This is a genomic window from Burkholderia anthinoferrum (assembly GCF_002925705.1).
GTDB classification, from domain to species: domain Bacteria; phylum Pseudomonadota; class Gammaproteobacteria; order Burkholderiales; family Burkholderiaceae; genus Burkholderia; species Burkholderia semiarida.
Genome location: NZ_LFZP01000017.1, coordinates 56371 through 76841 on the forward strand (window position 1 = coordinate 56371; position 20471 = coordinate 76841).

Annotated in this window: 21 protein-coding genes; 10 read left to right on the forward strand and 11 right to left on the reverse strand. The window is 69.0% G+C overall.

The features are described 5' to 3' along the window. Nucleotides 1–10: 10 nt before the first annotated feature. Nucleotides 11–1573 (reverse strand): class I adenylate-forming enzyme family protein, encoded by a 1563-nt coding sequence (locus C5F75_RS04895; RefSeq protein WP_104011939.1) that lies wholly within the window; start codon nucleotides 1571–1573, stop codon nucleotides 11–13. Between the two features lie 229 nt (nucleotides 1574–1802). On the opposite strand from C5F75_RS04895, the gene ybaK reads away from it, so the two are divergent. Both ybaK and plsY read left to right on the forward strand, forming a co-directional pair. Further along, nucleotides 1803–2294 carry a Cys-tRNA(Pro) deacylase gene (gene ybaK, locus C5F75_RS04900; RefSeq protein WP_060313718.1) on the forward strand — a complete coding sequence of 164 codons (492 nt, stop codon included), beginning with the start codon at nucleotides 1803–1805 and terminating at the stop codon, nucleotides 2292–2294. 116 nt (nucleotides 2295–2410) lie between these two features. Continuing rightward, nucleotides 2411–3052, forward strand: a complete 642-nt coding sequence (plsY, locus tag C5F75_RS04905; protein ID WP_059578394.1) for a glycerol-3-phosphate 1-O-acyltransferase PlsY — start codon at nucleotides 2411–2413, stop codon at nucleotides 3050–3052. A gap of 78 nt (nucleotides 3053–3130) precedes the next feature. Here plsY and C5F75_RS04910 read toward each other — a convergent pair whose 3' ends face one another. After that, nucleotides 3131–3616, reverse strand: coding sequence for a YajQ family cyclic di-GMP-binding protein (locus C5F75_RS04910; RefSeq protein WP_034208219.1), 486 nt, complete (start codon nucleotides 3614–3616; stop codon nucleotides 3131–3133). Nucleotides 3617–3752: 136 nt separating this feature from the next. Between C5F75_RS04910 and murB the strand changes: the two genes are divergently transcribed. After that, nucleotides 3753–4802, forward strand: a complete 1050-nt coding sequence (gene murB / locus C5F75_RS04915) for a UDP-N-acetylmuramate dehydrogenase (RefSeq protein WP_104011940.1) — start codon at nucleotides 3753–3755, stop codon at nucleotides 4800–4802. 86 nt (nucleotides 4803–4888) lie between these two features. Here murB and argF read toward each other — a convergent pair whose 3' ends face one another. Then, a complete protein-coding gene (gene argF, locus C5F75_RS04920; protein WP_059578391.1) occupies nucleotides 4889–5818 on the reverse strand; it encodes an ornithine carbamoyltransferase in 930 nt (309 codons plus the stop codon). Between the two features lie 413 nt (nucleotides 5819–6231). On the opposite strand from argF, the gene C5F75_RS04930 reads away from it, so the two are divergent. After that, the gene (locus C5F75_RS04930; RefSeq protein WP_006482210.1) at nucleotides 6232–6552 is read left to right on the forward strand and encodes a DUF3579 domain-containing protein; all 321 of its coding nucleotides are present in this window, start codon (nucleotides 6232–6234) and stop codon (nucleotides 6550–6552) included. 158 nt (nucleotides 6553–6710) lie between these two features. Here the strand turns inward: C5F75_RS04930 and rpsT are convergent, their stop codons facing one another. Continuing rightward, nucleotides 6711–6983 (reverse strand): 30S ribosomal protein S20, encoded by a 273-nt coding sequence (rpsT, locus tag C5F75_RS04935; RefSeq protein WP_006482211.1) that lies wholly within the window; start codon nucleotides 6981–6983, stop codon nucleotides 6711–6713. A gap of 303 nt (nucleotides 6984–7286) precedes the next feature. On the opposite strand from rpsT, the gene murJ reads away from it, so the two are divergent. Together murJ and C5F75_RS04945 are read left to right on the forward strand one after the other, a co-directional pair. Further along, nucleotides 7287–8837 carry a murein biosynthesis integral membrane protein MurJ gene (gene murJ / locus C5F75_RS04940; protein ID WP_059578388.1) on the forward strand — a complete coding sequence of 517 codons (1551 nt, stop codon included), beginning with the start codon at nucleotides 7287–7289 and terminating at the stop codon, nucleotides 8835–8837. 8 nt (nucleotides 8838–8845) lie between these two features. Beyond that, entirely contained in the window at nucleotides 8846–9688 is an 843-nt protein-coding gene (locus C5F75_RS04945; protein WP_060313760.1) for a SirB1 family protein, read from the forward strand. Between the two features lie 230 nt (nucleotides 9689–9918). On the opposite strand, the gene adk is transcribed toward C5F75_RS04945, so the two are convergent. From adk to lpxK, 4 genes are all read right to left on the reverse strand, one after another. Then, nucleotides 9919–10581 (reverse strand): adenylate kinase, encoded by a 663-nt coding sequence (adk, locus tag C5F75_RS04950; protein ID WP_059578385.1) that lies wholly within the window; start codon nucleotides 10579–10581, stop codon nucleotides 9919–9921. Between the two features lie 207 nt (nucleotides 10582–10788). Continuing rightward, the gene (gene kdsB / locus C5F75_RS04955) at nucleotides 10789–11580 is read right to left on the reverse strand and encodes a 3-deoxy-manno-octulosonate cytidylyltransferase (RefSeq protein WP_059578383.1); all 792 of its coding nucleotides are present in this window, start codon (nucleotides 11578–11580) and stop codon (nucleotides 10789–10791) included. A 123-nt stretch (nucleotides 11581–11703) separates the two neighbouring features. Beyond that, nucleotides 11704–11898 carry a Trm112 family protein gene (locus tag C5F75_RS04960; protein ID WP_006482216.1) on the reverse strand — a complete coding sequence of 65 codons (195 nt, stop codon included), beginning with the start codon at nucleotides 11896–11898 and terminating at the stop codon, nucleotides 11704–11706. After that, entirely contained in the window at nucleotides 11879–12907 is a 1029-nt protein-coding gene (lpxK, locus tag C5F75_RS04965) for a tetraacyldisaccharide 4'-kinase (RefSeq protein WP_104011941.1), read from the reverse strand. The genes C5F75_RS04960 and lpxK overlap by 20 nt, the downstream gene beginning before the upstream one ends. A gap of 448 nt (nucleotides 12908–13355) precedes the next feature. On the opposite strand from lpxK, the gene xseA reads away from it, so the two are divergent. Both xseA and sodB read left to right on the forward strand, forming a co-directional pair. Next, nucleotides 13356–14738: an exodeoxyribonuclease VII large subunit gene (gene xseA, locus C5F75_RS04970; RefSeq protein ID WP_059578378.1), complete on the forward strand. Its 1383-nt coding sequence runs from the start codon at nucleotides 13356–13358 to the stop codon at nucleotides 14736–14738. Nucleotides 14739–14967: 229 nt separating this feature from the next. After that, nucleotides 14968–15546, forward strand: a complete 579-nt coding sequence (gene sodB / locus C5F75_RS04975) for a superoxide dismutase [Fe] (RefSeq protein WP_059578375.1) — start codon at nucleotides 14968–14970, stop codon at nucleotides 15544–15546. A 111-nt stretch (nucleotides 15547–15657) separates the two neighbouring features. Here sodB and chrA read toward each other — a convergent pair whose 3' ends face one another. Beyond that, nucleotides 15658–16869: a chromate efflux transporter gene (gene chrA, locus C5F75_RS04980; protein ID WP_059578783.1), complete on the reverse strand. Its 1212-nt coding sequence runs from the start codon at nucleotides 16867–16869 to the stop codon at nucleotides 15658–15660. Between the two features lie 117 nt (nucleotides 16870–16986). Beyond that, nucleotides 16987–17694, reverse strand: coding sequence for a Crp/Fnr family transcriptional regulator (locus C5F75_RS04985; RefSeq protein WP_104011942.1), 708 nt, complete (start codon nucleotides 17692–17694; stop codon nucleotides 16987–16989). An 81-nt stretch (nucleotides 17695–17775) separates the two neighbouring features. Between C5F75_RS04985 and C5F75_RS04990 the strand changes: the two genes are divergently transcribed. Both C5F75_RS04990 and C5F75_RS05000 read left to right on the forward strand, forming a co-directional pair. Beyond that, on the forward strand, nucleotides 17776–18300 hold the full coding sequence (locus C5F75_RS04990) for an Mpo1 family 2-hydroxy fatty acid dioxygenase (protein ID WP_059578369.1): 525 nt from the start codon (nucleotides 17776–17778) through the stop codon (nucleotides 18298–18300). Between the two features lie 217 nt (nucleotides 18301–18517). Then, the gene (locus tag C5F75_RS05000; protein ID WP_059578363.1) at nucleotides 18518–19123 is read left to right on the forward strand and encodes a class I SAM-dependent methyltransferase; all 606 of its coding nucleotides are present in this window, start codon (nucleotides 18518–18520) and stop codon (nucleotides 19121–19123) included. Between the two features lie 26 nt (nucleotides 19124–19149). Here C5F75_RS05000 and C5F75_RS05005 read toward each other — a convergent pair whose 3' ends face one another. Next, a complete protein-coding gene (locus tag C5F75_RS05005) occupies nucleotides 19150–20424 on the reverse strand; it encodes an EAL domain-containing protein (protein WP_059578360.1) in 1275 nt (424 codons plus the stop codon). Nucleotides 20425–20471 lie beyond the last annotated feature (47 nt).

The following is a 20471-nucleotide window of genomic DNA, read 5'->3' on the forward strand; positions in this document are numbered from 1 at the left end:
GGCGGCTGCGTCAGACCAGCTCGCGCAGCCGGTGCTTGAGCACCTTGCCGGTCGATGCGGCCGGCAGCGCATCGAGCACGCGGATGTGCGCGGGGCGTTTGTAAGCCGTGAGCCGCTCCGCGCACCACGCATGCAATGCCGCCTCGTCCGCTGCCGCGCCCGGCACCAGCTCGACGAACGCGAGCACTTCCTCGTTGCCGTCGATCGCCCGGCCGATCACGGCCGCCTGCACGACGTCCGGATGCGCGTTCAGCACCTGCTCGACCTCGACCGGATACACGTTGAAGCCCGAGCGGATGATCAGCTCCTTGCTGCGGCCCACGATCGTCACCGCGCCGTCCGCGCCCTGCCGCGCGAGATCGCCGGTGCTCAGCCAGCCGTCCGGCGACACGGCCGCGCGCGTCGCGTCCGCGTTGCGGTAGTAGCCGAGCATCACGTTCGGCCCGCGCACGCGAATCTCGCCGACTTCGCCCGGCGGCACGTCGGTGCCGTCCGGCGCGACGATCCGCATGTCGACGCCCGGAATCGGTACGCCGACCGAGCTGTCCGTGCGCGGCGCGTCGAGCGGCGTCTGCGTGATCGTCGGGCTGCTTTCGGTCATCCCGTATCCGTTGTGCAGCGGCACGCCGTACAGGCGCTCGACGCGCGCCTTCAGATTCGCATCGAGCGGCGAGCCGCCCGAATACGCGAAGCGCAGCCGCGGCGCGCGCCAGGCATGGCCGTGCGTGTGCACGTGTTCGAGCAGCTTCGCGTGCATCGCCGGCACGCCCTGGAAGATCGTGACGCCTTCGTCGGCGAGCGCGATGCGGACGGCTTCCGGCGAGAAGCGCGGCGCGAGCCGCAGCGTCGCGCCTGCGTAGAGGCTGCCCAGGCACACCGACGCGAGCCCGTACACGTGCGACACGGGCAGCACCGTGTAGACGACGTCGTCGGGCGACACGCGGCGCAGCATGCTCGACGTCGCCGCGATGAACAGCAGGTTGCGGTGCGACAGCATCACGCCTTTCGGCGTACCGGTCGTGCCGGTCGTGTAGATCAGCGCCGCGCATTGCGCGGCGCCGTCGGCGGCCACCGGTTCGGCCGGCGCGCCCGCATCGACCCGATACGACCACGCACCGATGTCGACCGGCAGCGCACCGGCGGGCGTCGCCCCGAGCCGCCCGGCATGGGCGCGCGCATCGGCCGATGCGTCGCTCGCGAACGCGATCAGCTTCGGCCGCGCGTGCGCGGCGATCGCATCGAGCTCGGCGGCCGACAACCGCGCGTTCGACACGAGCGCCCAGGCGTCGATGCGCGCGGCCGCGAACAGCAACACGATCTGCGCGACGCAGTTTTCCGCGACGATCATCACGCGGTCGCCGCCTTGCACGCCGAGGCCCGCCAGCCGTGCGGCCGCCGCGTCGACGGCCCGCGCCAGCTCGCCGTACGACAGCCGGCGCGCATCCTCGATCAGCGCCGGATGCGCGGGCGACCGCGCGGCCCGGTGCGCCGGCACGTCGGCAATCCGACGCGGCAGCGCGGCGAGCAGCGCATCGACGTCGAGCGATTCGGATGCACGGATGGGCGAGGACATGGCGTCTCCAGATGACGGGCCGGCGGCGGCCGACGATATTTGCGAACGATCGTGCCATGGCGGCGCGTGCGCGACAATCGGCCAATCGGACAATAGCGCTTCACGAAGTTCGCAACGATGATGGGCGCGACGGCGATGCGGCGGGCCGGCGGAAAACGGGCCGCGAGTATACCGTCGGCGCGGGCACGCCATTGCGCGCCCGCCGATCGTTCGCCATTAAAATGCCGCCATGAGCAAATCCAGACACGTGTCCGAAACCCCCGCGACCCAGCTGCTGCGCCGTCATGGCGTCGCATTCGGCGAGCATCCGTACGAATACGTCGAGCACGGCGGCACCGGCGAATCGGCGCGCCAGCTCGGCGTCGACGAGCACAGCGTCGTGAAGACGCTCGTAATGGAAGACGAACACGCGAAGCCGCTGATCGTGCTGATGCACGGCGACCGCACCGTGTCGACGAAGAATCTCGCGCGGCAGATCGGCGCGAAGCGCGTCGAGCCATGCAAGCCCGAGGTCGCGAACCGCCATTCGGGCTATCTCGTCGGCGGCACGTCGCCGTTCGGCACGCGCAAGACGATGCCCGTCTACGTCGAGGCGACGATCCTCGAATTGCCGACGATCTATCTGAACGGCGGCCGGCGCGGCTACCTCGTCAGCCTCGCGCCGGCGGTGCTCACGTCGCTGCTCGGCGCGCGGCCCGTGCAATGCGCGAGCGTCGACTGAGGGTTTCACCTTCGTGGCACCTCGCGCCCGTTCGGTAGAATGGGCGCCGTTTCGGCCTGCCGGCTTGCCGCGCACGGTCGTCCCTTTCCCGATACGTTGAAAGAAGAGTCCTCCGCATGCAGATCCTGCTCGCCGCCCTCGTTGCCTACCTGATCGGTTCGGTGTCGTTCGCCGTCGTCGTCAGTTCCGTGATGGGCCTGGCCGACCCGCGTTCGTACGGGTCGAAGAATCCCGGCGCGACCAATGTGCTGCGCAGCGGCAACAAGAAGGCCGCGATCCTGACGCTCGTCGGCGACGCGTTCAAGGGCTGGATCGCCGTCTGGCTCGCCCGTCGCTTCGGCCTGCCCGACGTCGCGATCGCGTGGGTCGCGATCGCCGTGTTCCTCGGCCACCTGTACCCGGTGTTCTTCCGCTTCCAGGGCGGCAAGGGCGTCGCGACCGCGGCCGGCGTGCTGCTTGCCGTGCACCCGGTGCTCGGGCTCGCGACCGCGCTGACCTGGCTGATCGTCGCATTCTTCTTCCGCTATTCGTCGCTCGCGGCGCTGGTGGCGGCCGTGTTCGCGCCGGTGTTCGACGTGTTCCTGTTCGGCACGCCGGGCCACAACCCGGTCGCCTGGGCCGTGCTCGCGATGAGCGTGCTGCTCGTGTGGCGTCACCGCGGCAACATTTCGAAGCTGCTCGCGGGGCAGGAGAGCCGGATCGGCGACAAGAAGAAGGCGGCCGCGGACGGCGGCGCGCAGGACGGCGGGAAAGCCTGAGAACGCGCGGCGCGGGCCGCGCGCCGGGCGCGCCGCGTGTGCGGGCCCGGCCGGATGACGCGACGGGCCGGTGGCCGGTCAGTCGCGGAAGTTGTTGAAGTCGAGCGGCGTGTCGGTCACGTCCTTGCGCAGCATCGCGATCGTGCTCTGCAGGTCGTCGCGCTTCGCGCCCGAGATGCGCACCGCGTCGCCCTGGATGCTCGCCTGCACCTTGATCTTGCTGTCCTTCACGAGGCGCACGATCTTCTTCGCGAGGTCGCCCGTCACGCCTTTCTTCACGGTAACGATCTGCTTGACCTTGTCGCCGCCGATCTTCTCGACCTTGCCGTAGTCGAGGAAGCGCACGTCGACGTTGCGCTTGGCCAGCTTGCCGATCAGCACGTCCTTGACCTGGCCGAGCTTGAAATCGTCGTCGGCGAACAGCGTCAGCTCGCGTTCCTTCTGCTCGACGCGTGCGTCGGAGCCCTTGAAGTCGAAGCGCGTCGAGATTTCCTTGTTCGACTGCTCGATGGCGTTCTTCACTTCGATCATGTTCGCTTCGGAAACGACGTCGAACGATGGCATGGCATTCTCCCTTGAGATGCGGGTGCCCGGCTCGCGCGCGGGCACTCGCTATAATTGCGGACTGTTTGCCATTTTACCGATGCCCCTGCGTTTGCCCAAGGCCGGCCCTGCGCCGCCCGGGCCGACGTGACCGCGAATGCCGATGCCCCCTGACGATTCCGCCCTGTCGCTGCTTCCCGACCATCCGCTCGCCGCGCACAACACGTTCGGCATCGCCGCGCGCGCGCGCTTCGCCGCGCGCATCACGCAGCCGGCGCAGTTCGAGGCGCTGCATCGCGACCCGCGGCTCGCGAACCTGCCGCGGCTCGTGCTCGGCGGCGGCAGCAATATCGTGTTCACGCGCGATTTCGACGGCGTCGTGCTGCTCGACGAGATCGCGGGCCGCCGCGTCGTGCGCGAGGACGGCGATGCGTGGTACGTCGAGGCCGGCGGCGGCGAGAACTGGCACGCATTCGTCGCGTGGACGCTCGAGCACGGGATGCCGGGCCTCGAGAATCTCGCGCTGATCCCGGGTACCGTCGGCGCCGCGCCGATCCAGAACCTCGGCGCATACGGCCTCGAGATGAAGGCGTATTTCGATTCGCTGGTCGCGGTCGAGCTGGCGACGGGGCGCCGCGAGCGTTTCGACGCCGCGCGCTGCGCGTTCGGTTACCGCGACAGCTTCTTCAAGCGGGACGGGCGCGGCCGGTTCGCGATCGTCGCGGTGACGTTCCGGCTGCCGAAGCAATGGACGCCGCGGCTCGGCTACGCGGACGTCACGCGCGAGCTCGACGCGCGCGGCATCGCGCCCGACGCGGCGACGCCGCGCGACGTATTCGATGCGGTCGTCGCGATCCGCCGCGCGAAGTTGCCCGATCCGCTGGTGCTCGGCAATGCGGGCAGTTTCTTCAAGAATCCGGTGATCGACGCCGCGCAGTTCGACGCGCTGCGCGCGCGCGTGCCCGACGTCGTGTCCTATCCGCAGCCGGACGGCCACGTGAAGCTCGCGGCCGGCTGGCTGATCGACCGCTGCGGCTGGAAGGGGCGCGCGCTCGGGGCGGCGGCCGTGCACGACCGCCAGGCGCTCGTGCTCGTCAATCGCGGCGGCGCGACGGGCGCCGACGTGCTCGCGCTGGCGCGGGCGATCCAGGCCGACGTGCGCGCGCGGTTCGGCGTCGAGCTGGAGCCGGAACCGGTCTGCCTGTAACGCAGCGCGCGCCGGTTTCGGCGCACCCAAACGAAAAGCGCCGATCGTCGACCGGCGCTTTTTTTACGCGTGTGCGCTGCCGCGCGTCAGTGCTTCAGACGGCCGAGCAGCAGGAACTCCATCAGCGCCTTCTGCACGTGCAGGCGGTTCTCCGCTTCGTCCCACACGACGCTCTGCGGGCCGTCGATCACGCCGGCCGTCACTTCCTCGCCGCGGTGCGCGGGCAGGCAGTGCATGAAGAGCGCATCCGGATTCGCATGGCCCATCATTTCCTCGTCGACGCACCAGTCGGCGAATGCCTGCTTGCGCGCTTCGTTCTCGGCCTCGAAACCCATGCTCGTCCAGACGTCGGTCGTCACGAGATCGGCGCCCTTGCACGCTTCGTTCGGATCGTCGAACACGTCGTAGAACGGCGCGCTGTCGGGCGCCACGAGCTTCATGTCGAGCGCGTAGCCGGGCGGGGTGGACAGGCGCAGCTTGAAGCCGAGGATCTGCGCGGCTTCGATCCACGTGTAGAGCATGTTGTTCGCGTCGCCGACCCACGCGACGGTCTTGCCGGCGATCGGGCCGCGGTGCTCGTAGTACGTGAAGATGTCGGCGAGCACCTGGCACGGGTGGTATTCGTTCGTCAGGCCGTTGATCACCGGCACGCGGGAATTTTGCGCGAAGCGCGTGATCACGTCCTGCTCGAACGTGCGGATCATGATGATGTCGACCATCCGCGAGATGACCTGCGCGGAATCCTCGACGGGCTCGCCGCGGCCGAGCTGCGTGTCGCGCGTGCTCATGAACACGGCGTGGCCGCCGAGCTGGAAGATCCCGGCCTCGAACGACAGGCGCGTGCGGGTCGAGCTCTTCTCGAAGATCATCGCGAGCGTGCGGTCGTGCAGCGGGTGATAGGTCTCGTAGTTCTTGAACTTGCGCTTCAGGATACCCGTGCGTTCGAGCACGTACTCGTAGTCTTCCAGCGAGAAATCCTTGAACTGCAGGTAGTGACGAATGGTTTTGGCGGTCATGAAACGAAATACGGCGGGTCTCACCCGGCAGCGAGGCCGGACGGCGCCGCCGTCGGGTGTGGATAACTCAAAGCAGCATAAAGGATTTTCCGTGCTTTGACGAGCCGTGGCGCGACGCGGGGCAGCGTCGCCGCGCGTCGCCGGCGGTGCGGGTAGACGGGCGTCGGGACGACGCGCGATGGCGCGCTGCGGTATAATCCAAAAGTTTTCTCCAGCCCGGCAGGCAAGGCTTTTCGCGCTCTGCCGGACACAAGCCGTGCGCTGCACAAATCCGGTGCAGTCCACCGGCGGCGCACATCGACGCCTCGTTTTCGGGATATCGGAACGCTTGTGCCGCTTGCCACTCCAGCTTTGTGTTCGCGTATCCAGGCGCCGTTGCCTGGGCATCGCCGGGCCGTCACTTGGGTAACCACATGGCTGAAACCCCTCCGACCGAATTCTTCATCCAGGGCATCACGAAAGACGGGAAAAAGTTTCGCCCGAGCGACTGGTCGGAACGTCTGGCCGGTGTGATGGCCTGCTTCGGGCCGGGGGCGAGCGGGCCGAATGCGCGTCTCAAGTATTCGCTGTACGTGCGCCCGACGATGCTCGGCGACCTGAAATGCGTGATCCTCGATTCGCGGTTGCGCGACATCGAGCCGATGGCTTTCGATTTCGTGCTGAATTTCGCGAAGGACAACAACCTCGTCGTGACCGAGGCGTGCGAACTGCCGGACTACAACGCGAAGAAGTGAGTGTGATGCCGGCGGGCGAGGGCGCGAGCTGCGCCAGCCCGCGCAAATCCTGCCGCCGCGCCCGATGCGCCGGCGGCAGGCAACAAAAAAGCCCGCCTAGGCGGGCTTTTTCGTGATCGCAGGAAACAGGAGCGCCCGCTCGCGCGGGCGCACCGGATTTACGCTGCTGCCTGCAGACCCTTGACGGCTGCGGCCAGGCGGCTCTTGCTGCGAGCGGCCTTGTTCTTGTGAACGATCTTCTTGTCGGCGATCGTGTCGATCGTCTTCACGGCAGCCTTGAACAGCTCGGCAGCCTTTGCCTGGTCGCCGGCTTCAACAGCCTTGCGAACCGACTTGATCGCGGTACGGAATTTCGAGCGCAGCGCCGAGTTGTGCGAGTTTGCCTTCGCGGCCTGGCGGGCGCGCTTGCGTGCTTGTGCGGAGTTAGCCATGACGGTTCCTTATCCTGTCCTGTTTCCAGAGCTTGGAGCCTGACGGCCAAGCGCTGCTTTTCGATCCGTCCCCTGAGAACGATTGCCCAGGGGCGCATAAAAAAACGGTGATTTTAACCGAGGCCGGGACATGAAAACGGCAGTTGCCGTGCATGTACGAGCCCAGAAACCGGCGATTATAGCAACAAAATCAAGCGAGTGGCAAGTTCGACGTAACGCTCGCCGGGCGGGGCGCGGGCGGCGGCCGTGCTTTTCGGCATCGGCGATGGCCGGGTCGCGCAACGTCCGTATAATAAGCGCCCCATGAATCTATTCCGAGCCCTGCTGACGGTCAGCGGCTTCACGCTGCTGTCGCGCGTGACCGGACTGGCCCGCGAGACGCTGATCGCCCGTGCGTTCGGCGCCAGTCAATACACCGACGCGTTCTACGTCGCCTTCCGTATTCCGAACCTGCTGCGCCGCCTGTCCGCCGAAGGCGCGTTCTCACAGGCGTTCGTGCCGATCCTCGCCGAGTTCAAGAACCAGCAGGGGCACGATGCGACGAAGGCGCTCGTCGACGCGATGTCCACCGTGCTCGCGTGGGCGCTGGCCGTGCTGTCGGTCGTCGGCATCGCCGGCGCGTCGTGGGTCGTGTTCGCGGTCGCGTCCGGCCTGCACGGCGACGGCCAGGCGTTCCCGCTCGCGGTCACGATGACGCGGATCATGTTCCCCTACATCGTGTTCATTTCGCTGACGACGCTCGCGTCGGGCGTGCTGAACACGTACAAGAGCTTCTCGCTGCCCGCGTTCGCGCCGGTGCTGCTGAACGTCGCGTTCATCGCCGCGGCCGTGTTCGTCGCGCCGCACCTGAAGGTGCCGGTCTACGCGCTCGCGTGGGCCGTCATCGTCGGCGGCGTGCTGCAGTTTCTCGTGCAGTTGCCGGGCCTGAAGAAGATCGACATGGTGCCGCTGATCGGCGTCAACCCGCTGCGCGCGCTGCGTCATCCGGGCGTGAAACGCGTGCTCGCGAAGATGGTGCCCGCGACGTTCGCGGTGTCCGTCGCGCAATTGTCGCTGATCATCAACACCAACATCGCGTCGCGGCTCGGGCAGGGCGCCGTGTCGTGGATCAATTATGCCGACCGCCTAATGGAATTCCCGACCGCGCTGCTCGGCGTCGCGCTCGGCACGATCCTGCTGCCGAGCCTGTCGAAGGCGCACGTCGACGCCGATTCGCACGAATATTCGGCGCTGCTCGACTGGGGGCTGCGCGTCACGTTCCTGCTCGCGGCGCCGAGTGCGCTCGCGCTGTTCTTCTTCGCGACGCCGCTCACCGCGACGCTGTTCAACTACGGCAAGTTCGACGCGCATACCGTCACGATGGTCGCGCGCGCGCTCGCGACCTACGGGATCGGCCTCGTCGGCATCATCCTGATCAAGATCCTCGCGCCGGGCTTCTATGCGAAGCAGGACATCAAGACGCCCGTGAAGATCGCGGTCGGCGTGCTGATCGTCACGCAACTCTCGAACTACGTGTTCGTGCCGCTGATCGGCCACGCGGGCCTCACGCTGAGCATCGGCGTCGGCGCGTGCCTGAATTCGCTGCTGCTGTTCCTCGGGCTGCGCAAGCGCGGCATCTACCAGCCGTCGCCGGGCTGGCTGCGCTTCTTCGTGCAGCTCGTCGGCGCGGCGCTCGTGCTCGCGGGCCTGATGCACTGGTGCGCGATCAGTTTCGACTGGACCGGCATGCGCGCGCAGCCGCTCGATCGCATCGCGCTGATGGCTGCGTGCCTCGTGCTGTTTGCTGCACTATATTTCGGTATGTTGTGGGTGATGGGCTTCAAATACGCTTACTTCAGAAGGCGCGCCAAGTGACGACCGCAATGACCCGCGTCCTCGACTACTTCAGCACGCTCGTGGCGGACGACGACAGTCTGCCCGTCACGGAAGCCGCGCTGTCGCTGGCGCAGGACGCGTATCCCGACCTCGACCTGCAGGGCACGCTGGCCGAACTCGACATGCTGGCGGCGCGGCTGCGACGGCGGCTCGCCGACGATGCGGACCTGAAGGGCCGCGTCGCCGCGCTGAACGACTTCTTCTTCCGCGAGCTCGGCTTCGCGTGCAATCACAACGATTACTACGACCCCGATAACAGCCACCTGAATGCGGTGCTGAAACGGCGGCGCGGGATTCCGATCTCGCTGTCGGTGCTGTACCTGGAACTCGCCGAGCAGATCGGCGTGCCGGCGCGCGGCGTGTCGTTTCCCGGCCATTTCCTGCTGCGCGTGACGCTGCCGGACGGCGACCTGATCATCGATCCGACCAACGGCCATTCGCTGTCCGAGGCCGAGATGGTCGAGATGCTCGAGCCGTACGTCGCGCGCGCGGCCGGCGCGGTCGACAGCGCGTTGCGCGCGCTGCTGCAGCCCGCGACGAGCCGCGAGATCATCGCGCGGATGCTGCGCAACCTGAAGACGATCTATCTGCAGACGGAACGCTGGCAGCGGCTGCTCGCGGTGCAGCAGCGGCTCGTGATCCTGCTGCCCGAGCAGCTCGACGAGGTGCGCGACCGCGGCTTCGCGTATGCGCGGCTCGACTACCTGCGCCCCGCGCTCGAGGATCTCGAGCAGTATCTCGGCGAGCGGCCGGAGGCGGAAGACGCGACCGTCGTCGAGTCGCAGGTCAGCGAATTGCGGCAGCGGATGCAGCGCGACGGCGAGGATTGAGCGACCACCGCGCCGGCGCCGGTACGCGACAATGACGCCCGCACCGCGGGCGTTTTTCTTGCGCGCGTGCATTGGCTTCGGCTGCATCCGGATCACACCGTCGACGCGAATCACTTCGCCGCCGAGCATCGGATTCGTGCGGTGGCGACACGCGGCCGGTCGTGCAAATCGCGCGCAGGCGAAAAAAAAGCCGCCCGGAACGGGCGGCCTGCCAGTGCGCGACGCGCGGCTTACTTCAGTGCGTCAAACGCGCGCTCGCGGATTTCGTCGACGGTGCCGAGACCCGAGATCTTGCGATACTGCGGCGCCTTCAGACCGTTTTCCTCGCCGCGCTGCGCCCAGTCGCCGTAGTACGTGATCAGCGGCTTGGTCTGCGCTTCGTACACTTCGAGACGCTTCTTGACCGTTTCTTCCTTGTCGTCGTCGCGCTGGATCAGCGGTTCGCCCGTCACGTCGTCCTGACCTTCGACCTTCGGCGGATTGAACTTGACGTGGTACGTGCGGCCCGATGCCGGGTGCGTGCGGCGGCCGCTCATGCGCTCGATGATTTCCGAGAACGGGACGTCGATCTCGAGCACGTAGTCGATCGCGACGCCGGCTTCCTTCATCGCGTCAGCCTGCGCGATCGTGCGCGGGAAACCGTCGAACAGATAACCGTTCGCGCAGTCGGCTTCCTTCAGGCGCTCCTTCACGAGGCCGATGATCAGCGCGTCCGGCACGAGCTTGCCGGCGTCCATGTAGCCCTTCGCCTCGACGCCGAGCGGCGTGCCGGCCTTCACGGCCGCGCGCAGCATGTCGCCCGTCGAGATTTGCGGGATGCCGAATTTTTCCTTGATGAAGTTTGCCTGGGTGCCCTTTCCCGCGCCGGGCGCGCCCAACAGGATCAAACGCATGGTGATATCTCCAAGTATGTAGATTCGTGTGGCGAGACACAAACGTGCCGGCGACAGTGGGCGCGGGGCTTGCACGGCGCGTGGCGGACCGGTCTGATGCGGCGCGTCGGTTCGAGCGACGCGCGGCTGCCGGCGGCGCCACGGGCGGGTCAAGCGAGGACGCGCTGGTCGCGGACGGCTCGCACAATCGCCTGATTATGCCATGGGTTATTTTGAACCCGGCCGAAAAAGGGCCTGCACGCGCGCGAGATCGGCCGGCGTATCGATGCCGGCTTCGGGCGCGGATTCGGTGATCAGCACCGCGATGCGCTCGCCGTGCCACAGCGCGCGCAGCTGTTCGAGCTGCTCGGCCTGCTCGATCGGCGCCTGCGCGAGCGACGGATAGGTGCGCAGGAAACGCGCGCGATATGCATAGAGGCCGATGTGCCGGTAGACCGGGAAAGCCGGCGCTGGCATGGCCGCGACGTCGGGCCAGTGCGGCTGATATGCGTCGCGGCTCCACGGAATCGGCGCGCGCGAGAAGTACAGCGCGACGCTCTGCGCGTCGAGCGCGACCTTCACGACGTTCGGGTTGAACACGTCGGCCGCGTCGTGGATCGGGTGGGCCGCGGTGGCGATCGCGCACGCCGGATGCGCGGCCAGGTGCGACGCTACGTCGCGGACCAGCGCGGGGTCGATCAGCGGTTCGTCGCCCTGCACGTTGACGACGACGGTGTCGTCGCGCCAGCCGAAAGCCGCCGCGACTTCCGCGAGCCGGTCGGTGCCGGACGGATGATCGGCGCGCGTGAGCACCGCTTCGAAGCCGTGATCGCGCGCCGCGTCGAGCACGCTCTGCGCGTCGGATGCGACGAGCACCTGCTGCGCGCCCGCTTCGCGCGCGCGCTCGGCGACACGCACGACCATCGGCTTGCCGCCGAGATCGGCGAGCGGCTTGTTCGGGAGCCGCGTCGACGCGAGCCGGGCGGGAATGACGGCGATGAAGGGTTGCGGGTGAGTCATCGGGAAGCGCTGAGAAGAACGAGGCGGGCGACGCCGGAAGCCGGTCGCCCGGCGGAGTGCGGCGGCCCGGTCGGGGCCGGGCCGTCGGTGTCGAATCGTCGCGCCGGCGAGCGGCGCGGCGGCTCAGCGGCCGGCCGGGTCGACCGGCGTGCCTTCGACGGTCTGGCGCGCTTCGTCGACCAGCATCACGGGGATGCCGTCGCGGATCGGGTACGCAAGCTTGTCCGCGTTGCAGATCAGCTCCTGCGCGGCGCGGTCGTAGTGGAGCGGGCCTTTGCAGATAGGGCACACAATGATTTCAAGCAGGCGAGCGTCCACGGAGTTTCTCCACAACGAGGGCAATGAGGCGAGGGTCGAGCGCGGCTTCGACGGGGACCACCCACAGTCGGGCGTCGCGCCAGGAAGCGCCCAATTTTACTGCATCCTTCTCGGTGATCAGGATCGCATCGACGGCATCGTCGACGAACGGATTGTCGGCGAACGCGTAATGGTCGGGCAGCGCGCGGGTCGCCGGCGCGAGGCCGGCCGCGCGCAGCGTCGCGAAGAAGCGCTCCGGCGCGCCGATGCCGGCCGCGGCGAGCACGCGTTCGTTCGCGAACTGCGACAGCGGGCGGCGCAGCGCGGGCTGGTCGAGGTGCCACGCGGCGCCCGGCGTCAGCGCGAGCGCGTAGGTGTCGGGCCACGGCGGCAGCGCGCCGCTGTACGGATCGTTGACGAGCGTCGCGTCGCGGCGCCGCGACAGCGGCTCGCGCAGCGGCCCGGCCGGCAGCAGGAAGCCGTTGCCGCCGAGCCGGTGGTCGAACACGACGAGCTCGACGGTGCGCGCGAGGCGGTAGTGCTGCAGGCCGTCGTCGCTGACGATCACGTCGACGTCCGGGTGCGCGGCGCGCAGCGCCTGCGCGGCCGCGACGCGGTCGGGGCACACCCACACGGGCGCGCCGGTGCGGCGCGCGATCAGCAGCGGTTCGTCGCCGGCCGCGCCCGTGCGCGACGCCGGCGTGACGGCGGTCGGCGCCTTCACGTTCGCGCCATAGCCGCGCGACACGACGCCGGGCGTGAAGCCGGCCGCGCGCAGCGCGTCGACGAGCGCGATCACGGTCGGCGTCTTGCCGGTGCCGCCGACGGTCACGTTGCCGACCACGACGACGGGCACGCCGACGTCGATCGGCTGCTTCCAGCCTTGCGCGTAAGCAGTGCGCCGCAGCGCCGCGCACAGGCCGAACACGCACGCGAACGGCGTGAGCGCCCACGCGAGCGCGCCGCGCCGCTGCCATTCGCGTGTCAGGCGCGCTTCGAGCCGCGCGAGCGGGCCGCCGGGCGCGCTCATCGGGCCGGGCGCGGCGCGTCGTGCGCCGCGGCGAGGGACGGATTCGTCAAGGCGGATTCTCCGTTGGGCGGCGCGTGCCGCAGGGCCGTGGAAGGCGGCACTCTAGCGCGCCGCACGCCGACGCGGCAAGCGCGACCGGCCGACCCGGCCGACGGGGCGGGATCGTACCGGCCTGTGGATAACTCTGTGAAGAACTCCCCGGTCGATTGCCTCAAACGCCCGTCCGGCGGGCATCGAATCGGATGAGAATCATTCTGAAAGGTTTAAAAAATTATAAAAATCAAGGCGTTACGGAGAATCGTCTGGATTTTTTGGCGGTTTCCGCGCGTTTTACGCGGACGAATGTCAGCGTGTGGACACCTTCCACGCGTGGCGGCGAATACGGCGACGCTGGACGCCGCGCGCGTGTCGGACTATCGTGACGCCGCCAGCATTCATCCGACCGCCCATGCTTTCCGATTCTCCTTTTTCCGCACCCGGCGCCACGCGCGGCGGCGACGAAGTGATTCCCGTTTCGGCGCTCAACCGTGCGATTTCGACGATGCTCGAGCGTTCGTTTCCGCTGCTGTGGATTTCCGGCGAAGTGTCGAATTTCACGCGCGCCGCGAGCGGCCACTGGTATTTTTCGATCAAGGACCAGCAGGCGCAGATGCGCTGCGTGATGTTCCGCGGCCGCGCCCAATACGCGGAATTCACGCCGCGCGAAGGCGACCGCATCGAGGTGCGCGCGGTCGTCACGATGTACGAGCCGCGCGGCGAGGTGCAGCTCAACGTCGAAGCCGTGCGGCGCACCGGGCAGGGGCGCCTGTACGAGGCGTTCCTGCGGCTGAAGGCGCAGCTCGAAGGCGAGGGCCTGTTCGCCCCCGAGCGCAAGCGGCCGTTGCCGGCTCATCCGCGCGCGATCGGCATCGTCACGTCGCTGCAGGCCGCCGCGCTGCGCGACGTGCTGACCACGCTCGCCCGGCGCGCGCCGCACATTCCGGTGATCGTCTATCCGGCTCCCGTGCAGGGCGCCGGTTCCGCCGAAAAGCTCGTCGCGGCCGTCGCGACCGCGAACGCGCGGCGCGAGGTCGACGTGCTGCTGGTGTGCCGCGGCGGCGGCTCGATCGAGGATTTGTGGTCGTTCAACGACGAAGCGCTCGCGCGCGCGATCGCGGCGAGCGAGCTGCCGGTCGTGAGCGGCGTCGGGCACGAAACCGATTTCACGATCGCCGACTTCGCGGCCGACCTGCGCGCGCCGACGCCGACCGGCGCGGCCGAACTCGCGAGCCCGCAGCGGGCGCTGCTGCTGCGCGAGGTCGACGAGCGCCAGCGCGCGCTCGCGCGCGGCATGGCGCGCCGGCTCGAACAGCGCGCGCAGCAGCTCGACTGGCTCGCGCGCCGGCTCGTGAGCCCGGCCGAGCGGCTGCAGCGGCAGCGCACGCACGTCGAGCAGCTCGCGGTGCGGCTCGCGTCGGCGGCATCGCGGCCGGTGCGCGATGCGCGCGCGCGTTTCGCGCTCGCGCAACTACGCTGGCAGCGCGCGCGGCCCGACGCGTCACAGGCGCGCCACGCGCTCGCGGGGTTGTCGCAACGTCTCGCGGTCGCGCTGCAGCGTCGTCACGAACGCGACACTGCGCGTGTGTCGGCCTGTGCCGCACGGCTCGAGGTGCTGAGCCCGCAGCGTACGCTCGAGCGCGGCTATGCGGCGTTGATCGATGCGCAGACGGGCCGCGCGGTACGCGCGCCGAGCGCGCTGAAGCCGCAGCGGCGCCTGACCGTGCATCTCGCCGAAGGCGCGGCCGACGTGTCGCTCGCCGACGTGCAGCCGCGGCTGACCGATACGATCTGACGCAAGCGTCGCGCGCGAGGCGCGAGGATCATCGCAACGCATGCCGCGCGGCCGGGCACGAATGCTGCGCATCGTCCGGTTCGCCCTGCCGGACGTTGCGCCAGCATCGCTTTTCCGCATACCGCGGATAAATGGCCCGTGAGTTTGCGGGGTTATTCGTCCTCGCCTACAATCGGACGCTCGGCAGCATCCAACACAGCCTCCCTACATACTCAACGAAGGAATCGCCATGGCTCATACGCTCCCGCCGCTCCCGTACGCTGAAGACGCACTCGCGCCGACCATCTCGAAAGAGACGATCGAGTACCACTACGGCAAGCACCACCAGGCTTATGTGACGAACCTGAACAATCTGATCCCGGGCACGGAATTCGAAAACCTGCCGCTGGAAGAGATCATCAAGAAGTCGTCGGGCGGCATCTTCAACAACGCCGCGCAAATCTGGAACCACACGTTCTTCTGGAACAGCCTGTCGCCGAACGGCGGCGGCGCACCGTCGGGCGCGCTGGGCGACGCGATCAACGCGAAGTGGGGTTCGTACGACGCATTCAAGGAAGCGTTCACGAAGGCCGCGGTCGGCACGTTCGGTTCGGGCTGGGCATGGCTCGTGAAGAAGGCCGACGGTTCGCTCGACATCGTGTCGACCAGCAACGCCGCCACGCCGCTGACGACCGCCGACAAGCCGCTGCTGACGATCGACGTGTGGGAACACGCGTACTACATCGACTACCGCAACGCGCGTCCGAAGTTCGTCGAAGCGTTCTGGAACATCGTGAACTGGGACTTCGCAGCGAAGAACTTCGCGTAAGTCCGGCGCCTGCGCGCCGTCACGGCGCGCGGCATCGAACAAGGCCCTCGGAGCCCTCGGTTTCGAGGGCTTTTTGTTTTGTCCCGCCCCGAACGTGTCGCGCCGGCCGGCTCAACCGGCCATGCCGAGCAGCCATCCGAGCGCCGCGCTCGCGATCACGACGGCCCAGGGCGGCACGCGCCAGAACACCAGCGCGACGAACGCGACCAGCGCGGCGGCCAGGTCGCGCGGCGCGACGATCGTGTCGGTCCAGACCGGGTGATAGAGCGCGGCGAGCAGCAGCCCGACGACGGCCGCGTTCACGCCGGCGAGCGCTGCCTGCATGCGCGCGCTGCGGCGCAGGCGTTCCCAGAACGGCGCGGTGCCGGCGATGAGCAGGAACGACGGCGCGAAGATCGACACGAGTGCGATCGTGCCGCCGAGCCAGCCATTCGGCGCGTCGCGCAGCGACGCACCGAGAAATGCCGAGAACGTGAACAGCGGCCCCGGCACGGCCTGCGCGACGCCATACCCGGCGAGAAACGCCGAATCGCCGACCCAGCCCGGCGCGACCACGGCCGCCTGCAGCAGCGGCAGCACCACATGGCCGCCGCCGAACACGAGCGCGCCCGTGCGGAAGAACGCATCGACGACGGCCAGCGTATCGGAGCGCAGCGCGCGGGCCGCGAACGGCAGTGCGGCGAGCAGCGCCGCGAACAGTGCGAGCCACAGCACGCCTGCGCGCGGCGACACGTGCAGCGGCAACGGTTCGTGCGCGTCGCGTGCCGGCTGCGGCAGCAGCGCGAGACCGGCGGCCGCGGCCACCGCGATCACCGCGACCTGCGTCCACGCGGCCGGCGCGAGCAGCGCCACGCACGCGGCCGCGGCCATCAGCGTGACGCGCCGGGCATCGGGGCACAGCGTGCGCGCCATGCCCCACACGGCTTGCGCGATCACCGCGACCGAGACGATGCGCAGCCCGTGCAGCGCGCCGGCTTCGATCGGCGCGCCTGTCGCGTGAACGCCGAGCGCGAACAGCATCATCAGCAGCGCCGACGGCAGCGTGAAGCCGAGCCACGCGGCGAACATGCCGGCATAGCCGGCACGCGCGAGACCGATCGCCATCCCGACCTGGCTGCTCGCCGGCCCGGGCAGGAACTGACACAGCCCGACGAGATCGGCATAGGTGCGCTCGGTGAGCCAGCCGCGCCGCGTGACGAATTCCGCGCGAAAGTAGCCGAGATGCGCGACCGGCCCGCCGAACGACGTGAGGCCTAGCCGCAGGAACGCGATGAATACGGGCCACGGATGACGGGCGGGGGCGGGGACGGTCGACGTGTTCAAGGCGATGCGCGCGGTGGACGGAAACGAGCCGCCACGATAGCGCAACTCGGCCGCCGCGGGCAGCGCGTCGCGGCCGATACAGGCTGATAGGGGCCGATAGAGGCCGTGGCGCGCCGTTCAGTACGCGCCGTCGCCGAGCCCGCTCGCGCGGCGCAACGCGTCGACGTCCACGAGCTCGATCTCGCCGACGTGCAGCCGCACGACGCCATCGGCCTGCAGCGCCTTCAGCAACTGGTTGGTCGTCTGCCGCGTCAGCGACAGCATCGACGCGAGCATTTCCTGCGACAGCCGGATGTGCGTGCGCCCGGCGCTGATGCCGCCGTAGCCTTCGGCGATCATCAGCAGCCGCGCGGCAAGCCGCTGCGCGGCCGGCATCATGCTTATCGATTCGACCGTCAGGAAGCTCAGGCGCAGCTTTTGCGCCATCAGCAGCGCGAACTGCCGCCAGTATTGCGGCGTCGTATCGAGGATCGCGAGCAGCGCGGCCTGCGGTACGTGCAGCAGCAGCGTGTCGTCGAGCGCGATGGCGTCGTGCGTACGCGGACGGCCGTCGAACAACGCGATCTCGCCGAACCAGGTGACGGGCTCGGCCACCGTCAGCAGCGCTTCCTTGCCCTGCGGATCGACCGCGCCTATCGTGAGTGAACCGGCCAGCACCGCGTACAGCCCGCACGGCGGGTCGCCGCGCCGGAACAGCGCCTGGCCGGACGGCAGATGGCGCGGCGTCGCGCGGGCGATCAGCTCCGCGCGCAGCGGGGGCGGCAGCGCGGCGAACCACGGGTTCGCTTCGATCTGCGGCAGGTACGGGGCGAGCGAGGAAGGCATGGGCGCGCGATGTCGGGTAGCTGACAGCGGTTCTCGGGCGTGATGCGCATCATAGCGCTCAATAACCGATCAGGAGACGCCATGAAGACCCTCGAAGACTATCTTTCCCAGTATGCGGCCTACCATCGCGACGCGCGCAACATCGCGACGCATCTGGTCGGCATCCCGATGATCGTGTTCGCGATCGCGGTGCTGCTGTCGCGGCCGGCGCTCGGGACGCCGGCCGGCATCGCGCTGTCGCCCGCACTGCTGCTCGCCGTCGCGTCCGCGGCGTTTTACCTGCGTCTCGACCTGCGGTTCGGGATCGTGATGGCCGTGCTGTTCGCGCTCGCCCTGTGGGCCGCGCAGTCGCTGGCGCTGAGGCCGACCGCGCAATGGCTCGCGATCGGCATCGGCGCGTTCGTCGTCGGCTGGATCGTGCAGTTCGTCGGGCACTGGTTCGAAGGCCGCAAGCCCGCGTTCGTCGACGATCTGACCGGCCTGATCGTCGGGCCGCTGTTCGTCGTCGCCGAGGTCGCGTTCTTCGCGGGGCTGCGCGGCGACGTGCGCCGCGAAGTCGAGCGGCGCGCGGGCCCCGTGCACGGCGGCGCGCATTCACCTGTCTGATGCGCCGGCCGGGCCGGTCTGCGTGTTCGGCGCGGGCGCTTCGGTGCGCCGGCGCCGGTCAATGCGCGACTGTGCGTGCTCGTTCACGACGCGGAAAGCGCGGCGGCGCGCGTGCAGGCCGCGCAGGCCGGCGTCGCACCATCCGCCGTCGGCGCAGGCCGTACGCAACGGCTAAGATGCGGAGTGCGTCATACGACGCCTTTGCGGAGCAATCGCCATGGTGGATCGCCCGACCCTCGATGCCTACGACGCCCATGCCGCGCAATACGCGCAGGACTGGCTCGACCAGGCTGCGCCCGACGACATGTACGCACTGCTCGAACAGTATTTCTCGCCGGGGCTGACCGCCGACGTCGGCTGCGGCGCCGGGCGCGATACGGCGTGGCTCGCATCGCGCGGCTTCGACGTGCGCGGCTACGACGCGAGCGCCGCGCTGCTCGACGAGGCGCGGCGGCGCCATCGGGATCTGATTTTCGAGCGGGCCGCGCTCCCGGCGCTGGCCGGCGTACCGTCCGGCGCGTTTCGCAACGTACTGTGCGAAACGGTCGTCATGCATCTCGAACAGGCGGACGCGGCGGCGGCTGCCGCGCGGCTGGCCGATCTGCTGATGCCGGGCGGCACGTTGTACCTGAGCTGGCGGGTGGCCGGAAACGGCGTGCTGCGCGACGAGCGCGGCCGCCTCTATACGCCGCTCGATTCGGCGCGGATGCATGCGGCGCTCGGCGCCGGCGTGCGCGTGATCGACGAGCACGAGGTCGTCAGCGCATCGTCCGGCAAGCGCGTGCACCGGTTGATCGTGCGCAGGGCGGGCGGCGACGCGTGAGCGCGCCGCGCCGGCGCACTTGGCACTTACTCGCGGCTGAGCGCCGCTTCCCAGTTGATGTCGACGCAGAGCACCTGCATGCCCGTCGCGGCCGGTGCGGCGATCGACGCGGTCACGCACAGGTGCGCCTCGTTGATCGACAGGTAGGGCGGCGTCAGATGCACGCCGCCCGGCGCGCGCATCGCGTCGATGAAGTACGGGCGGCGTTCCCAGCTCGCGCCTTCGGAATGCAGCAGCGGCCGGAAGCGCTTCGCGCGTTGCGACACGCTGCCGCGCGCGAGCACGTTGTCGCCGATCTGGCGGCCCGACGCGTCGAGCAGGAAGCAGCGTGCGGTCTCGGGCAGCCCGAGCACCGCGGCCGCCGCATCGGTGAGCGATTCGCCCGCGCCGAGCTTGCGGCTCGCTTCCTCGAGCGCGGCGACGTACGGCGCGAGCCGTTCCGCCTGCGTGCGCTCGCGCTGCGCGACGCGCAGCCGCAGCGCGGCCGACAGCGTATCCATGCAGCCCGCGGCGGCCTGCGGCTGCACGGGGTCGACGCTCGGCCCCGCGAAGTACTGGCCCTGCACGAAATCGACGTCGCATTCGAGCGCGATCAGCGCGTCGCGTTCGGTCGCGAGCCCGCCCATCAGCACGAGCTGGCCGGATTCGTGCAGCAGCGACACGAGCCCTGGCAGCACGCGTTCGAGATGCGAGTGCTCGCTCGCCTGCGCGAGGATGCCGCGGTCGAGCGTGACGATGTCGGGATGCAGGTGCCACACGCGATCGATGTTCGAATGCTTCGCGCCGAATCCGACGAGCGCGATCAGGAAGCCGGCCTTGCGCAGCCCGTCGATGATCGCCGCATAGCGCGGCGTCTCGCCGCCGGCCTGTTCGGGCACCTCGAGCACCACGCGGTGCGGCGGCAGCCCGAGCGCCTTCAGGTTCGCGAGCAGCGCGTCGCCGTACACGGTGTCCATCAGCGCGGCCGGATGCAGGCTCAGGAAGAGCCACTCGTCGTGGCTGTCGAACGCGTGGAAGTTACCGAGATGCAACGATTCGGCGAGCCGCCCGAGCTCGAGCAGGTCGCCGCGCCGTGCCGCCTGCGTGAACACCTCGTGCGACGCCACCTGACGGTTTTCCTCGTCGTGCGCGCGCAGCGACGCGTGATAGCCGATCGCGCGCCGGTGCGACACCGAGAAAACGGGCTGAAACACGCTGAACACGGTGTAGCCGCCGTACAGCACGGTGCGCCGGTTCCCGTCGTCGCCGGCGACCGGGCGGGGCGGCTGAAAGCCGGGGGGATCGATTTCGATCATGCTCATGATGTCGGCCGAAGGAAGGCTGCCAGTTTACCTACAGAATAGGCCAG

Bases quoted from the DNA above. Each gene is read 5' to 3' on its own strand.
- C5F75_RS04895 (WP_104011939.1), bottom strand. From the start codon at position 1,573: ATGTCCTCGCCCATCCGTGCATCCGAATCGCTCGACGTCGATGCGCTG.
- ybaK (WP_060313718.1), top strand. From the start codon at position 1,803: ATGAGCAAATCCAGACACGTGTCCGAAACCCCCGCGACCCAGCTGCTG.
- plsY (WP_059578394.1), top strand. From the start codon at position 2,411: ATGCAGATCCTGCTCGCCGCCCTCGTTGCCTACCTGATCGGTTCGGTG.
- C5F75_RS04910 (WP_034208219.1), bottom strand. From the start codon at position 3,616: ATGCCATCGTTCGACGTCGTTTCCGAAGCGAACATGATCGAAGTGAAG.
- murB (WP_104011940.1), top strand. From the start codon at position 3,753: ATGCCGATGCCCCCTGACGATTCCGCCCTGTCGCTGCTTCCCGACCAT.
- argF (WP_059578391.1), bottom strand. From the start codon at position 5,818: ATGACCGCCAAAACCATTCGTCACTACCTGCAGTTCAAGGATTTCTCG.
- C5F75_RS04930 (WP_006482210.1), top strand. From the start codon at position 6,232: ATGGCTGAAACCCCTCCGACCGAATTCTTCATCCAGGGCATCACGAAA.
- rpsT (WP_006482211.1), bottom strand. From the start codon at position 6,983: ATGGCTAACTCCGCACAAGCACGCAAGCGCGCCCGCCAGGCCGCGAAG.
- murJ (WP_059578388.1), top strand. From the start codon at position 7,287: ATGAATCTATTCCGAGCCCTGCTGACGGTCAGCGGCTTCACGCTGCTG.
- C5F75_RS04945 (WP_060313760.1), top strand. From the start codon at position 8,846: ATGACCCGCGTCCTCGACTACTTCAGCACGCTCGTGGCGGACGACGAC.
- adk (WP_059578385.1), bottom strand. From the start codon at position 10,581: ATGCGTTTGATCCTGTTGGGCGCGCCCGGCGCGGGAAAGGGCACCCAG.
- kdsB (WP_059578383.1), bottom strand. From the start codon at position 11,580: ATGACTCACCCGCAACCCTTCATCGCCGTCATTCCCGCCCGGCTCGCG.
- lpxK (WP_104011941.1), bottom strand. From the start codon at position 12,907: ATGAGCGCGCCCGGCGGCCCGCTCGCGCGGCTCGAAGCGCGCCTGACA.
- xseA (WP_059578378.1), top strand. From the start codon at position 13,356: ATGCTTTCCGATTCTCCTTTTTCCGCACCCGGCGCCACGCGCGGCGGC.
- sodB (WP_059578375.1), top strand. From the start codon at position 14,968: ATGGCTCATACGCTCCCGCCGCTCCCGTACGCTGAAGACGCACTCGCG.
- C5F75_RS04985 (WP_104011942.1), bottom strand. From the start codon at position 17,694: ATGCCTTCCTCGCTCGCCCCGTACCTGCCGCAGATCGAAGCGAACCCG.
- C5F75_RS04990 (WP_059578369.1), top strand. From the start codon at position 17,776: ATGAAGACCCTCGAAGACTATCTTTCCCAGTATGCGGCCTACCATCGC.
- C5F75_RS05000 (WP_059578363.1), top strand. From the start codon at position 18,518: ATGGTGGATCGCCCGACCCTCGATGCCTACGACGCCCATGCCGCGCAA.
- C5F75_RS05005 (WP_059578360.1), bottom strand. From the start codon at position 20,424: ATGAGCATGATCGAAATCGATCCCCCCGGCTTTCAGCCGCCCCGCCCG.